Source organism: Rhizobium sp. WYJ-E13 (assembly GCF_018987265.1).
Lineage (GTDB): Bacteria > Pseudomonadota > Alphaproteobacteria > Rhizobiales > Rhizobiaceae > Rhizobium.
Genome location: NZ_CP076854.1, coordinates 1327724 through 1340899, shown reverse-complemented (window position 1 = coordinate 1340899; position 13176 = coordinate 1327724). Strand labels below are relative to the sequence as shown.

At 60.2% G+C, this 13176-nt stretch carries 14 protein-coding genes; 6 read left to right on the top strand and 8 right to left on the bottom strand.

Annotated features, from left to right (window positions below):
* Window positions 1-65: 65 nt before the first annotated feature.
* From KQ933_RS27670 to KQ933_RS27660, 3 genes are all read right to left on the bottom strand, one after another.
* On the bottom strand, window positions 66-215 hold the full coding sequence (locus KQ933_RS27670) for a hypothetical protein (RefSeq protein WP_216759191.1): 150 nt from the start codon (window positions 213-215) through the stop codon (window positions 66-68).
* 327 nt (window positions 216-542) lie between these two features.
* Window positions 543-878 (bottom strand): DUF2934 domain-containing protein, encoded by a 336-nt coding sequence (locus KQ933_RS27665; protein ID WP_216759190.1) that lies wholly within the window; start codon window positions 876-878, stop codon window positions 543-545.
* Between the two features lie 61 nt (window positions 879-939).
* Window positions 940-1662, bottom strand: a complete 723-nt coding sequence (locus KQ933_RS27660; RefSeq protein WP_216759189.1) for a UdgX family uracil-DNA binding protein — start codon at window positions 1660-1662, stop codon at window positions 940-942.
* Window positions 1663-1780: 118 nt separating this feature from the next.
* Between KQ933_RS27660 and treZ the strand changes: the two genes are divergently transcribed.
* From treZ to KQ933_RS27645, 3 genes are all read left to right on the top strand, one after another.
* A complete protein-coding gene (gene treZ, locus KQ933_RS27655) occupies window positions 1781-3610 on the top strand; it encodes a malto-oligosyltrehalose trehalohydrolase (RefSeq protein ID WP_216759188.1) in 1830 nt (609 codons plus the stop codon).
* 76 nt (window positions 3611-3686) lie between these two features.
* On the top strand, window positions 3687-5150 hold the full coding sequence (locus KQ933_RS27650) for a phosphatidylserine/phosphatidylglycerophosphate/cardiolipin synthase family protein (RefSeq protein ID WP_216760841.1): 1464 nt from the start codon (window positions 3687-3689) through the stop codon (window positions 5148-5150).
* A gap of 93 nt (window positions 5151-5243) precedes the next feature.
* Complete coding sequence (locus KQ933_RS27645; RefSeq protein ID WP_253958353.1) at window positions 5244-6068, top strand: endonuclease/exonuclease/phosphatase family protein; 825 nt, start codon at window positions 5244-5246, stop codon at window positions 6066-6068.
* Window positions 6069-6082: 14 nt separating this feature from the next.
* Here KQ933_RS27645 and tehA read toward each other — a convergent pair whose 3' ends face one another.
* A complete protein-coding gene (gene tehA / locus KQ933_RS27640; RefSeq protein WP_216759186.1) occupies window positions 6083-7039 on the bottom strand; it encodes a dicarboxylate transporter/tellurite-resistance protein TehA in 957 nt (318 codons plus the stop codon).
* Between the two features lie 72 nt (window positions 7040-7111).
* Window positions 7112-7450, bottom strand: coding sequence for a carboxymuconolactone decarboxylase family protein (locus KQ933_RS27635; protein WP_216760839.1), 339 nt, complete (start codon window positions 7448-7450; stop codon window positions 7112-7114).
* 120 nt (window positions 7451-7570) lie between these two features.
* Here KQ933_RS27635 and KQ933_RS27630 point away from each other — a divergent pair, with 120 nt between their 5' ends.
* Window positions 7571-8503 (top strand): AraC family transcriptional regulator, encoded by a 933-nt coding sequence (locus KQ933_RS27630; RefSeq protein WP_216759185.1) that lies wholly within the window; start codon window positions 7571-7573, stop codon window positions 8501-8503.
* Between the two features lie 13 nt (window positions 8504-8516).
* Here KQ933_RS27630 and KQ933_RS27625 read toward each other — a convergent pair whose 3' ends face one another.
* Window positions 8517-9422 carry a LysR family transcriptional regulator gene (locus tag KQ933_RS27625; RefSeq protein ID WP_216759184.1) on the bottom strand — a complete coding sequence of 302 codons (906 nt, stop codon included), beginning with the start codon at window positions 9420-9422 and terminating at the stop codon, window positions 8517-8519.
* Between the two features lie 110 nt (window positions 9423-9532).
* Between KQ933_RS27625 and KQ933_RS27620 the strand changes: the two genes are divergently transcribed.
* A complete protein-coding gene (locus tag KQ933_RS27620; RefSeq protein WP_216759183.1) occupies window positions 9533-10363 on the top strand; it encodes an SDR family oxidoreductase in 831 nt (276 codons plus the stop codon).
* Window positions 10364-10370: 7 nt separating this feature from the next.
* Here the strand turns inward: KQ933_RS27620 and KQ933_RS27615 are convergent, their stop codons facing one another.
* Window positions 10371-11366 (bottom strand): aldo/keto reductase, encoded by a 996-nt coding sequence (locus KQ933_RS27615; protein WP_216760837.1) that lies wholly within the window; start codon window positions 11364-11366, stop codon window positions 10371-10373.
* A gap of 274 nt (window positions 11367-11640) precedes the next feature.
* Between KQ933_RS27615 and KQ933_RS27610 the strand changes: the two genes are divergently transcribed.
* Entirely contained in the window at window positions 11641-12531 is an 891-nt protein-coding gene (locus tag KQ933_RS27610) for a LysR substrate-binding domain-containing protein (RefSeq protein WP_216759182.1), read from the top strand.
* A gap of 3 nt (window positions 12532-12534) precedes the next feature.
* Here KQ933_RS27610 and KQ933_RS27605 read toward each other — a convergent pair whose 3' ends face one another.
* On the bottom strand, window positions 12535-13077 hold the full coding sequence (locus KQ933_RS27605) for a transcriptional regulator (protein ID WP_216759181.1): 543 nt from the start codon (window positions 13075-13077) through the stop codon (window positions 12535-12537).
* Window positions 13078-13176: the final 99 nt, after the last annotated feature.

Genomic DNA, 13176 nt, shown 5'->3' with positions numbered 1-13176 from the left:
CGTGCTGCAAATATCGTTAACCGGGCAAAGTGTCCGATTACTCGCAATGAGGCTGTTTATATTCGTTATTCCTGGTCCAGCTTCGGAGCAAAGGAACGAAGCTGGATCGGTTTGCGCGGATCACGAAAAAATACGCCGACTATATTATCGACGAAAAGAATAAGCCCCAGCGCGAAACCGATGTAGAGCAAAGCGGCGATTACAAGAAGCGACATCTCCATCCCTTACACCGACGCCGCGAAATCCCGGCCGGGGGGCGCGGGAACTGGGATGCTGATGGCATGAGCAAAACGACCGTTCACAGCGACTTCCCCTGTTTGCCCATTAACAGACGGAAGACGTTCTTGTTCCCCGTCTCGAGGGGCGGACGCGGCTTTTTACAAGTCTGTCCAGACGGACGTTTCATTCGATTTGTGGTCACCCCCGCACAGAAGCTGGCGCTTCACGAAATTCATAGCGCGCAACTAATTCAAACTTGTGACACAAAACCTTAAGGGACGCGGATTAAGCGCCCTTTTTCATTAAAATCTGAATATTTCTCGTCAGGGAGCCGACTTACGAGCAACCGCGCGTTTCGGCGCCGGTTTGACGATGTCGCTGGCTTTGGTGCTTGTCGCTGGCCGTTTGGCCTTCGTCTTGGCTTCGCCACCACCGTTGGTGGGCTCTGCTACCTTCGGCGCATCAGCCTTGGCGGCGGTCGCCCGTTTCGCTCGAGGCTTTACTTCCTTCCCGTTTCCAGACTTCGAGGCCCCCTTGAGCGCATCATGCTCGGCCCTTGCCTGTTCCCAATGGATGGAGTCTCGCCCCGTCGGGTGCCCTTCTTCTTCCCAAAGGGCATATGCACGTTTTTTTATCCACTCTTCCCGAGCTTCTGCCATCGCTGATCTCCAGTCACAACATGCCGTCGTTCGAACGCGATACTGTTGAAAAGGTTCCAGACTATGGGGCCGGTTTCAAGTGGATTTGCCAAGTAAACCGGGAATATTTTTGCGTTGCAACATTTATAGGCAATAACTCGTTCCAGTTGCCCTGAAATTGGACAGCGCGGTGTAGGTCCTCGATGAAATTCGCACGCTGGCGCGCGGCATCCTCTTCCTCGCGAATCCGCAGGAGGAAGGAAGGGTGGATGGTCACGAGAACCGGCGGGTGATCCTTTGGCGTGAGGACGTGACCGCGCTCGGGTGTCAGTTTCACCTTCGCGCCGAGGAGGGAATAAAGTGCCGTCGCGCCAAGCGCAACGACGAGTTTGGGATCTATGATCTCGATTTCGGCACCGAGCCACCAGGCGCAGCGCCGGATCTCCCCGGCATTGGGTTTCGAATGCAGGCGGCGCTTCCCGCGGGGCTGGAACTTGAAGTGCTTGACCGCATTGGTGACATAGCATCGCGAGCGGTCGAGCCCGGCCTCTTCCAGACAGATGTCGAGCAGGCGACCGGCAGGGCCGACAAAGGGGCGTCCTGCAATATCTTCCTTGTCGCCCGGCTGTTCTCCGACAAGCATGATATCGGCCTCTTGAGATCCCTCGCCAAAGACGAGCTGGGTGGCGTCCTTGTAGAGCTCACAGCGCGTGCAGCCTTCCGCCTGATGTCTGAGTTGATCGAGGCTGGCAGCGTCAGCGCTTTCAAGCGTGAAGGCAGGGCCAAATTTCTGTGCAACGTTCATGACGGCAATCTCTTGGTTCTCACCTTCAACCGATCGCGTCGCGGATTGTTCCTGCCCGTTCGGAACAACCCGCAGCTTCAAGAATTTGATCGTGATTGGAAGCCACACGGAGTGAGGGATGAACCAGATTTCAAAGACTGGCACGGTCACGGAACGCACAGGGCGGTGGGGTGCAGAGCTGCTTGCGGGCGGAAGGGCGCGTTTTCGTCTCTGGGCGCCTGGCGCGGATGCGATCTCGCTGCGGCATCGCGGCCACGATGCTCGCATGGAGAACATCGGCGGCGGCTGGTTCGAGCTGACAGGGGCCGAAGCGTCCGCAGGCGATGAGTACATGTTCGTCCTCCCAGATGGAAAAACCGTGCCGGATCCGGCGTCGCGACGGCAGGCCGGGGATGTGCATGGTCCGTCGCTGATCGTCGATCGCAGTTATCAATGGCAGAACTCACGCTGGCGCGGCCGTCCTTGGGAAGAGGCGGTCATCAGCGAAATCCATATCGGTACCTTTACGCCTGACGGTACGTTTCGGGCTGCGGCGGAGAAGCTGAAACATCTTGCGGAAATCGGCATCACGGCTATCGAAGTGATGCCGGTTGCGCAATTTGCCGGTAACCGCGGCTGGGGTTACGACGGCGTTCTACACTATGCGCCGCATTCCGCTTATGGCACGCCGGACGATTTCAAGGCCTTCATCGATACGGCGCATGGCCTCGGCATCATGGTGCTGCTCGACGTCGTCTACAATCATTTCGGACCTGAAGGCAATTATCTCCACGGCTATGCGCCCGGCTTCTTTCGCAAAGACCGGGAGACGCCCTGGGGGGCGGCGATTGATTTCGAGCGCGAACCGGTGCGGCGCTTTTTCATCGAGAACGCGCTCTATTGGATCGACGAGTTCCGGCTGGATGGGCTCCGGCTTGATGCCGTGGAGCAAATCTACGATACTTCAGAAAAGCATGTGCTTTCGGCGATAGCCGACGAAGTGAAAACTGCCTTTGTCGATAGACAGGTCCATCTCGTCGTCGAAGACCAGCGTAATCTCGTGGAGCTGCTTGTCCGTGACGAGAATGGCGTTCCAAATGCCTATGAAGCCGAATGGAACGATGATTTCCATCATGTCGCGCACATCATTGCGACCGCCGAAACCATCGGCCATTACAAGCCTTTCGCCGATCAGCTCTGGCACAAGCTTCGCCTGGCGCTTCAGCACGGCTTCATCTATCCTGACCGAACCGATCCGCCGGAATTGCCTGTCGGCGAGCGTCGTTACCTGCCGCCGACCGCCTTTGTCGATTTCCTGCAGAACCACGACCAGATCGGCAACCGCGCCTTCGGCGAGCGGCTGATAAGCCTTGCCGATCCTGATATGCTGGATGCGTTGACGGCGATACTCCTGCTCTCGCCGCATATCCCCTTCCTCTTCATGGGAGAGGAGTATGGGGAGAGGCAGCCCTTCTATTTCTTCACCGATTACACGGGCGAGCTCGCCAAGATAGTTCGCGAGGGTCGCATGGCGGAAGCTGAGGGGTTCGGCGGATTGAAGGCCGGCAGGACCGTGGCCGATCTGCCCGATCCCAATACCCTTTCGACCTTCGAGAATTCGAAACTCGACTGGCAATGGCGGGAGAACGAGGAGGGCCGGAAAAGCCTGGCTTTCGTCGCATCGCTCCTGCAGTTGCGCAAGACCTATATCGTACCGCTGCTGAAGCAGAGCTCTGCCATCGGGAGCGGCGCGTTGGAAGCGCCTGAAGGAGCGGTCGCCGTCTGGTGGAAGTTCGCCAATCTGACGCTGGCGCTGCGCGCCAATTTGTCAGGGCAGGCACTGGTCATGCCGTCGGTCGCCGGGACGGTGATCTATGAGCGCTACGGTAAGGAAGCAAAGCCCGCCGAGAATGGCGCGCTGCCGCCGCATTCGGTCATCTTTGCCATCGATATTGAGCCGGCAGATTAAGCATCTGAAAATTTCGCGTTGAGAGCGAGCCGCTGACTGATTGAACGCAGACGATTCGCGGTTATATCCTGTGGCGATGTTTCAACTGCTGTCGACCTACTGGCCGCATATCCTCTTCGTCATCTCCATTGCCATGGGGGCAGCGGCGGCGATCCACGCCACCATGACCAAGGAAGAGGTGCGGGCTGCGACAGGCTGGGTGGGCGTCATCATCCTCTCGCCGATTATCGGCGCGTTGCTTTACATGATTGCCGGCATCAACCGCATCCGCCGCAAGTCGCTGAGCCTTCGCCGCGACGCGTTGCTGCCTGCTGCCGATCTGGATGAGCTCGAAAAGTTCGACGCGGAGACCGATGCCGTCATCAGCCAGTTCGGCCGGCGTTTTGCCGCTCTGCAGACGCTTGGTGATCGCATCACGCGCTACCCGCTGACAACAGGCAATACGATCGACATGCTGGAAAACGGCGACGAGGCCTATGCGGCGATGAAGACCGCAATCGATGGCGCCGAGCGCAGTATCCTGCTGGAAACCTATATCTTCGACCGGGACAGGATCGGGCTGCGCGTCGCCGATGCGCTGATCGCAGCCATCAAGCGCGGCGTGGAAGTGCGCGTGCTGATCGATGCAGTCGGCGCGCGTTATTCGGTGCCGAGCATTCTCGGATACCTGAAGGACGGCGGCGTGACCGTCGATGTCTTCAACGGCAATGTCATCATGGGCCTGAGATTGCCCTATGCGAACCTGCGCACACACCGCAAAATCCTGATCGCGGATGGAAAGATCGCACTGACAGGTGGCATGAATATCCGCGAAGGTTTCAGCGAGGAGGCGGTCGGCGAGAGTTTTGCCCATGACACGCATTTCAGCCTCAGCGGCCCGGCAGTGGCCGATCTCTTCGATGTCGCGGCCGAAGACTGGCGTTTTACGACAGGCGAAGTCCTGAACGGCGAGGCCTGGCGCATCGACCGACTGGATCGCAAGCGCGGCGACCCGGTCTTCTTGCGCGTCGTGGCTTCCGGACCGGACCGGAGCGTGGAAACGAACCACAAGATGCTGATGGGTGCCTTTTCAGTCGCGCGCCAGTCGATCCGGATCATGTCGCCTTATTTTCTGCCGGATCGGGAGCTGATCAGTGCGCTGACGACGGCGGCCCGGCGTGGCGTGGAGGTTGATATCGTAGTGCCTGCGGCCAACAATCTCGTTCTGGTCGACCGGGCGATGACGGCGCAGTTCGACCAGATCGTCAAGAACTATTGCCGCATCTGGCGTTCGACCGGCAGCTTCAGCCATTCCAAGCTTCTCTCTATCGACGGAACCTGGGCCTATGTCGGTTCCTCCAATCTCGATCCGCGCTCGCTTCGGCTGAATTTCGAGGTTGATCTCGAAGTGCTGAATGCCGGCTTTGCTGCCGAAATCGATGAGCGCATCGACGATGCCATTAAGTCCGCCACGCCGGTTACGCTCGAGGGCCTGTGGTCACGGCCCTTCCTGGTGCGGCTGCTTGAAAAGGTGCTGTGGCTGGGTTCCCCATATCTTTGACCGCGTTTCGTGATTGCAGCATGGCAAGTTTTGCTGCGCTGCCTATAATCCTGACAAAGAGCCTTTCGAGCAATGGAGCCGGCGTTCCTTCCGATGCAAGTCAAGAAGAAAGACAGTCTGCCCGCCAGTATCATCGCTTCCATCAAGAATAGGAAGAAGCGCGTCGAGACCTGGCGTGCGGGACCAAAGCCGCGCAATGACGGCACTCTTATCGCCTCCTACAATGTCCATAAATGCGTCGGCACTGACCGACGTTTTGATCCGGAACGCACGAGCCGTGTCATCCATGAGATCGATGCCGACGTCATCGCGCTCCAGGAGGCCGATACGCGTTTCGGCGAGCGTACGGGCATTCTCGATCTCGCCCGGCTGGAGCGCGAAACCGGACTCGTCCCGGTTCCGATCTCAGGGGCGGTGAAGGCGCATGGCTGGCACGGCAATGTCGTGCTCGTCCGCAAGGGTCTCGTGCATGATGTGCACCAGGTGAAGCTGCCGGGGCTGGAGCCGCGCGGCGCGCTGGTTGCGGAAATAGAGCTCGAAGCCGGCGGCAAGTTGCGCATCATCGCCGCGCATTTCGGCCTGCTGCGCCACTCGCGGGCGCAACAGGCAAAGACGCTGGTCGATCTCATCAGCGACCGCCATGAGATGCCGACCATCCTGCTTGGCGATCTCAACGAATGGCGGCTCGGCGACCGCTCGTCCCTCAGTACCTTTCAGATGGCGTTCGGTCCGCTGCCCCCTGCCGTTCCGAGCTTTCCGGCCGGCTTGCCGGTTCTGGCGCTCGACCGCATCATTGCCAACCGGAAAGGCATCATCTCCGCCGTGGAGGTGCATGACACTCCGCTTGCCCGCATGGCATCCGACCATTTGCCGATCAAGGCGGTGGTCGATCTGCAGCAGGAGGTGGCAGGCGCCTAAAGCCGTTCGGGCTCTCAGGCCCGGACGGGAGCGGGAAGAAGCTTGCCTCTCACCAGCAGCCAGAGCGTTCCGACTGCAATGATCGCAAGCGCGATGTTGACGAGCAAGAAGATAACGGGCGCAAGCTCGCTGATCGCGCCCGTGTCGCCGCGCGCCGTCATGCGCAGTGCTGTTGTCGAAAGCGCAGTAAGGCCGAAGGTAAAGGCCCAATAGGAGCCGGCGAAGGGTTGTTGCATGATCCAGGGCAGCTGGCGGCCGATGATCAAGACCTGGAGGATGGCGTAGCCGAACATGGCATGCGCGAGCATATCGGGTGTGCCGGTCGTCACACTCAGATAGGCGGCGCTGCCGACGGCTGGCGGGGCAAGCTGGATGCCCAGAGTCGGGCGCAGCGGTGCGGCTAGCTCCGGCGCCATCAGCAGCCGGTGCAACAAGACGGATTCGATCGCCAGCCAGGAAAAGAAACCGGCGCCGAAGGCGAGCTGGCCCCAGTCGGCATAACCAAGCGTGCCTGCCGCAATGGCGGTGACGAAAGAGCCGGCAACAGTCGGCAGATAAAGGACCGGCGTGTTGGTTGCCGGTTCACGCCCACCGCGCCAGAGCAGGCCGGTTCGCCAGAGCAGGAAAAACAAGGTAATGGCGAACCCCGCCAGAGCCAGCACTTCCGTTGCGATGCGCGAATAAGGAAGGATTGCAAGTCCCGCCAGCATGGTTGCGACGCCAATCAGTCCGACGAAGCAGCACTGGATGGGATGCTCAAGTTCCGCCATCACCTCCTTCGGCGCGATAAACCATTTCGCGGCGTAGAGTAGGATGAGGACGAGCCAGGTCGCAAAGCCAAGAAGGATGATGGCTTCGCCCACGCTGGCCGGAACAGGCCAGATGGCAGCGGCGGCGCGCCAGCTGTTGCCGAGCCCGACAACGCCAAGAACAATGCCAAAGAATGCAGCGGGTATGCGGGGGAGCGACATGTTCGGTTCTCCGAATTGGTCCGGCAGGATCATTTACCCTGCCGAGGCGGCAAGCGGTTCACGTTGGACGTTCTACTTTGCAACGGCATCGGCAGCGTCCATCACGCGGGCCGAATAGACAAGAGCAGCGCCGGCATTAACGGAGATCGCGACACCGAGGGCCTCGGCAATTTCCTCCTTGGTGGCGCCTACCTTCTGGGCTTCGGTCGTATGTACGGCAATACAGCCATCGCAACGGACGGTGACGGCCACGGCAAGGGCGATCAGCTCGCGCTGCTTGGCGTCGAGATAGTTGGTCTTCTGTCCGGCGGTCGAAAGGGTTTGATAGCCTCTGATCGTCTCTGGCACGATCTTGGCGATTTCGCCGATCCGACCCAGGAGTTCGCCGCGATATTCCTTCCAGTCCAACATGAAGATCATTCCTTCTCATACCAGCGACGGCGTAATTGCCTCGGCTGTTGGACGTGACTATGACCTTCAGAGACGATAATTTGAATGCTCAAAAATGTCATTTTCTAGCGCGATCGTCTCATGGATGTTTTAAGCCGCCTTATCGAACTTGCCCGCCTGCAGCCAACGCTCGACATTCGCTGCCGGCTGCAGGGTGCGTTTCATATCGACCACGAACCTGTTACTGCAGGTACGTTGCCGTTTCATCTGATCCTCGGTGGCGATTGTCTCATTCGCCTCGGCTCCGGTCGTGAAATCATCTTGCGCTCCGGCGATTTCCTGCTCCTGCCGCGCGGGGATGCGCATGCGATCGACGGTCTGCGACCACGCGGCAAAGCACAGCCTCTGCGCATCGCCGTGGGTGGCATGCTGCCCTTGCGCGAAAACGGCGAAGGTGAGGCCGATGTCGACTTGCTCTGTGGTCATTTCGACTGCGCGCCGGGATCGGCCGCCTTGCTGCTCGATAGCCTGCCCGACGTCTTTCACGTATCGCTCGCCGAGGAGCAGGAGGAACTGCTGAAGACGCTGGTCGCCATGCTCTATAGGGAAACGGCTGAAGAAAAGCCGGGAGCATTGGCGATCATCACCGCGACCTGTCTTTCGCTTTTCGTCATGGCGGTGAGGGCAGGCAAGGTCTCGCCCGTCGCATCTTCGGGACTGCTGCAATTGCTTGACGATGCCAGGCTCGGCAAATCCGTCGTGGCAATGATGTCCTCGCCGGCCTTTGCCTGGACGATTGATGCTCTTGCCCGTCATTCGGCCATGTCGCGGGCTACCTATGCCCGGCAATTTCGCGAGCGCGCCGGAATGACGGTCGGCGCGTTCCTGACCGATATCAGGATGATGCTGGCGAGCGACCTGCTGCTCGGGACACGCCGGACTGTTGCAGATATCGCTGCAGGGGTCGGCTATGAGTCTGAAGCCGCCTTCGGCAAGGCTTTCAAGGCAAGACGCGGCATAACGCCGGCGCGCTTCCGCGCTGCAGAAAAGGCGAGACAGAATGGGCAGGGGTGATGCGCGCGGGGGGCTAAGCACCTTGCCGCTCGACTTCCGTCAGCACGGATATGAAGGCTCTGAGGCTTTGCGGCACATGCCTGTGACCGGGATAATAGAGGCAGAGCCCGGGGATTGACGGGCACCAGTCGTCAAGAACAGAGATAACCTCGCCGCTGGCAAGATAGGGCCGCGCGACCCTTTCCGGCACATAGGCGATGCCGAGGCCTTTGACTGCGGCTTCCGCCATCAGCTCTACATGATCGAGGGTCAGGGCGCCCGATACCTCGATGGTCACTTCCTGGCCGTGTTTCTCAAACTCCCAGCGGTAGAGCTTGCCGCTCGGCATACGCAGGCGGATGCAGCGGTGGCGCTTAAGGTCTTCAGGCGTCTTCGGCCGCCTGTGGTCTTTCAAGTAAGCTGGTGAGGCAACCGCGAGGAAACGTGCCTCGCCACCGAATTCGACCGCTATCATATCGAGCGGCACGGATTCCCGCAGGCGGATGCCGGCATCGAAGCCTTCGCCGACAATATCGACCAGCCGGTTTTCGGTGACGATATCGAGCGATATCCCGGGATAGCGTTCGAGAAAGAGAGGAACGGTGGCACTCAACAGCACGCGCGCGGCAATTTCGCTGGCGTTGATGCGCAGCGTACCGCTCGGCTGGCCGCCGAATTCGCCGACGGCATCGAGCGCCAGATCGAGATCGCGCAAGACCGGTTTCAGCCTGTCGAGAAGCATTTCGCCGGCCTCCGTGACCGCAACACTGCGTGTCGTGCGATGCAGCAGGCGCACGCCCATGCGCGCTTCCATATTGCGCATCATGTGGCTGAGCGTCGACGGTGACAGTCCGAGTTCGCCGGCCGCCTTGCGGAAGCTGCGGTGGGCGACGATTGCCGAGAAGGCATTGAGGTCATCAAGTGTCGGCCGATAACTCATGGGTATTTTTCAACAGATCATGCGGATTTGAACGGATTATCACATCAATAAACCTCTCTATCTTTGCTGTCATCAAGCCGCGATCCGGCGGCATCAGAAAGGTAGAGACGATGACAAAGACATGGTTCATTACAGGCACATCCTCCGGTTTCGGTCGGATCATGACCGAGAAGCTGCTGGCGCGCGGCGATCGCGTCGCCGCAACCTTGCGCAAGCGCCAAGCCCTGACTGATCTTGAAGCGCAGTATGGCGACCGGCTCTGGGTCGCGACCCTCGACGTCACCGATGATCGGGCCGTTCATGCAGTCGTCAACGCCGCTTTCGAAGAGATGGGACGCATCGATGTCGTCGTCAGCAATGCCGGTTATGGCCTGTTCGGCGCCTCAGAAGAGGCGAGCGATGCGCAGATACGCCATCAGATCGATACCAATCTGATCGGCTCCATCCAGGTGATCCGGGCGGCCTTGCCGCATCTGCGTCAGCAGGGCGGTGGTCGCATCCTGCAGGTCGCTTCGGAAGGCGGCCAGATCGCCTATCCGAATTTCAGCCTCTATCACGCTACCAAATGGGGGATCGAAGGTTTCATCGAAGCTGTGGCACAAGAAGTCGCCCCTTTCGGCATCGACATCACCATTGCCGAGCCGGGGCCTGCGGGCACGGATTTCGGCGCCGGCCTCGTCAGGCCGCCGCAGATGGATATCTATGAGGACACACCAGCCGGCCAGGTGCGCAAGGCAATCGCCGATGGCTCGTTCAAGATTCTGGGCGATCCCGTGAAGATGACCGACGCGATGATCGCGGCGGCCGAAAAACAACCGGCGCCCAAAAGGCTGGCGCTTGGCAGCATGACCTATCAATCGATCCGCAAGGCCCTGAACGAGCGGCTCGCCGAGCTGGAAGCGCAGAAGGAGATCACGCTGTCGACCGATATCGACGCGTGAGCCACCCTCAGCGATCGATCGTCGACATGATTGTGTCGTTGTAACGCTTGCCCGAGACCTTGCCGGGGGCAAGCGCTTCATCGAGCGCCTTCATCTGCTCGGCATTGAGCGCAATGGAGGCGGCAGCGATATTGTCTTCCAGGTAGGTGCGGCGCTTGGTACCGGGGATCGGCACGAAGTCGCTGCCCTTGTGCAGGATCCAGGCGAGCGCGATCTGGCCAGGCTTGACGCCGAGCGAGGATGCGAGCGAGCGAACGGCATCGGCCGCGCGAATATTGGCGTCGTAGTTCTCGCCCTGATAGCGCGGATCGCCGCGGCGGAAATCACCTTCCGGATAATCTTCGGCGCGCTTGACCTCCCCGGCCAGGAAGCCGCGACCAAGTGGGCTGAAGGGCACGAGGCCGATGCCGAGCTCCTTCAAAGCAGGGATGATGTCGGCTTCCAGATTGCGCTCCCACAGCGAATATTCGCTCTGCACGGCCGACACTGGAAAGACGGCGTGTGCGCGGCGGATATTGGCGACACCGGCTTCGGAGAGGCCGAAGTAACGAACCTTGCCCTCCTTGACGAGTTCGGCGACCGTGCCGGCGACGTCTTCCATCGGCACAGCCGGATCGACGCGATGCTGGTAGATGAGGTCGATGTGGTCGGTGGCTAGACGCCTGAGCGAGCCTTCGATGGCGCTGCGAATGGTATCGGGCCGGCTGTCGCGCTCCGTGCCCACCTGTTTGCCGTCCTTCAGGCGGAAACCGAACTTGGTGGCCAGCGTCACCTCATTGCGGCGCCCCTTCAGCGCACGGCCGAGCAGTTCCTCGTTCTTGTAGGGGCCGTAAACCTCGGCCGTATCGAGAAACGTGCAGCCAAGCTCGATGGCACGGTGAAGGGTTGCGATGGATTCCGTCTCATCTGCCGGCCCGTAGGACTGGCTCATGCCCATGCATCCGAGACCGATGGCCGATACGTCAAGTCCCTGGTTGCCGAGTTTGCGCTTCTGCATCGTGATGCTCCTGCTTCTCAAGTAAGAAGAGGTCTTTATAGACCCCGGTGCAGGATTATGAATGCGCGAAAATCCCGATAAGCTGCGTGAGCGTTCAACAGTCCGTGTGCCACCGGTTGTCTCTGTCATCAGATGTGAAGGTGACGCGACGAATGGCATCCATCAGGATGGAGACGATCTGCTTCCACACGGCTTTTCTCCTTTTCCCGTGGTTCTCCTCCCGTTGCGCACGGTCTTCAAACGAGCTTATCATCGACTTCGGATGACTTGAGGTTATGGAATGAAGCGTGGTCGACTGCCATTGACGGCATTGCGAAGCTTCGAGGTTGCGGGCCGTCTCGAGAGCTTCACGCTTGCGGCCGAGGAACTGTTCATTTCGCAGGCGGCCGTCAGCCGGCAGATCCGCGACCTGGAACAGCTATTGGGTGAACCGCTGTTCGAGCGGCGCCACCGAAGTGTCGTTCTGACAGGCAGTGGCCGGAAGCTGCTTGCCATCCTGACGCGCTCCTTCGATCGGATCGACGAATGCCTGGAGGATATCCGCGGGGTTTCAGCATCCTCGGATCTGAAGATCAGCGTCGAACCTTCCTTTGCCGCCTGCTGGCTGGTGCCGCGCCTGCCGGAATTCCGCAGACTTCATCCAGAGGTCGAGATATCGCTCGATGCAGATCCGCGGACGATCGAATTTCGCACCGGCCAGGCGCAGATCGCGATCAGGCACAGCGCCACCGTTACCGCATGGCCACGGACGGAAAGCCGGCACCTGATCGATGTCCGCGTGGCGCCGGTGATCGCCTCCGATCTTCTGGAGCGTGGCTCACCGATCTCCTCTCCGCATGACATTTTTACTTACGGGCTTTTGCATGAGGAGACCCGCGACGCCTGGAGCCGGTGGTTCGAGGCCGCCGGCATCGCCATGCCCGAGACGGCGAGGGGGCCTGTCTATGCCGATGACGGTCTCGTGCTGCAGGCGGCGCTGCGCGGCCAGGGCGTTGCACTCCTGGATGAAGCCTTTGCAGAGGAGGAAATCCGGGCTGGCCGCTTGCGCCAGCTCTTCGACCTCACGGTTCCGAACGGCGCCTACTGGCTGGTTACCCGCAGCTTCGACCGCCTTGCGCCCCCGGCCGCGGATTTTGCACGCTGGGTAACCGAGAGCCTTCACAAGCGCTGACCTCTACCTCTCTGTCGCCATCCGCTTCCTGGCCGCGTCGCGGACAAGCTTCCATCGGGTAAGCTCAAGCGTGGCGTCAGCCAATGCGCGATGCGCCGGGACTGCCGCCTTGCTTTCCTCGACAATGCCGTCGATGAGCTTGGATAGCTCTGTCTCCGTGATCGCCGCTCCTGTTAGTTCACGCGCCGCGGCCATAAAGGCATCACGTGACTTGCCGAGCCGGAGGGCATGCCGAGGAAATCCGCCGGCGCGCAGGAGAACGCTCAGCCATTTTCCATCCCACGAAGGAGCGCTCGCATAGAGCTCGTGCCCCGTCAAAACCTCGACCATTTCACGAGCGACCTGCTCTACCGGCACGCCCTCCGATGCCAGTAACTCCCGCGAAATCCCATGGATTGCTTCCGCATCGGCCGCCCAATCGTCCCAGTCGGCAGCGGGGCGGATCAGAAGCGAGCGCGAGCGGCCGTCTTCGAACACCCAGGCAACTTCGATCGGAACGCTTTTCTTGCCGAGGGACGAGGCCTCGAAATCCAGGAAAACGATCAATGCAACGCGACAGGCGAGTGCTGTCCTCCAGCCAGAGTTCTGCTGCCGATCGGCCGGTGCCGCAGGCCCGCGACCGAAGAACAGGAACTCAGCCTACAG

Coding starts and splice junctions, on each gene's coding strand:
- KQ933_RS27670 (WP_216759191.1), bottom strand. CDS start 215: ATGTCGCTTCTTGTAATCGCCGCTTTGCTCTACATCGGTTTCGCGCTG.
- KQ933_RS27665 (WP_216759190.1), bottom strand. CDS start 878: ATGGCAGAAGCTCGGGAAGAGTGGATAAAAAAACGTGCATATGCCCTT.
- KQ933_RS27660 (WP_216759189.1), bottom strand. CDS start 1,662: ATGAACGTTGCACAGAAATTTGGCCCTGCCTTCACGCTTGAAAGCGCT.
- treZ (WP_216759188.1), top strand. CDS start 1,781: ATGAACCAGATTTCAAAGACTGGCACGGTCACGGAACGCACAGGGCGG.
- KQ933_RS27650 (WP_216760841.1), top strand. CDS start 3,687: ATGTTTCAACTGCTGTCGACCTACTGGCCGCATATCCTCTTCGTCATC.
- KQ933_RS27645 (WP_253958353.1), top strand. CDS start 5,244: ATGCAAGTCAAGAAGAAAGACAGTCTGCCCGCCAGTATCATCGCTTCC.
- tehA (WP_216759186.1), bottom strand. CDS start 7,039: ATGTCGCTCCCCCGCATACCCGCTGCATTCTTTGGCATTGTTCTTGGC.
- KQ933_RS27635 (WP_216760839.1), bottom strand. CDS start 7,450: ATGTTGGACTGGAAGGAATATCGCGGCGAACTCCTGGGTCGGATCGGC.
- KQ933_RS27630 (WP_216759185.1), top strand. CDS start 7,571: ATGGATGTTTTAAGCCGCCTTATCGAACTTGCCCGCCTGCAGCCAACG.
- KQ933_RS27625 (WP_216759184.1), bottom strand. CDS start 9,422: ATGAGTTATCGGCCGACACTTGATGACCTCAATGCCTTCTCGGCAATC.
- KQ933_RS27620 (WP_216759183.1), top strand. CDS start 9,533: ATGACAAAGACATGGTTCATTACAGGCACATCCTCCGGTTTCGGTCGG.
- KQ933_RS27610 (WP_216759182.1), top strand. CDS start 11,641: ATGAAGCGTGGTCGACTGCCATTGACGGCATTGCGAAGCTTCGAGGTT.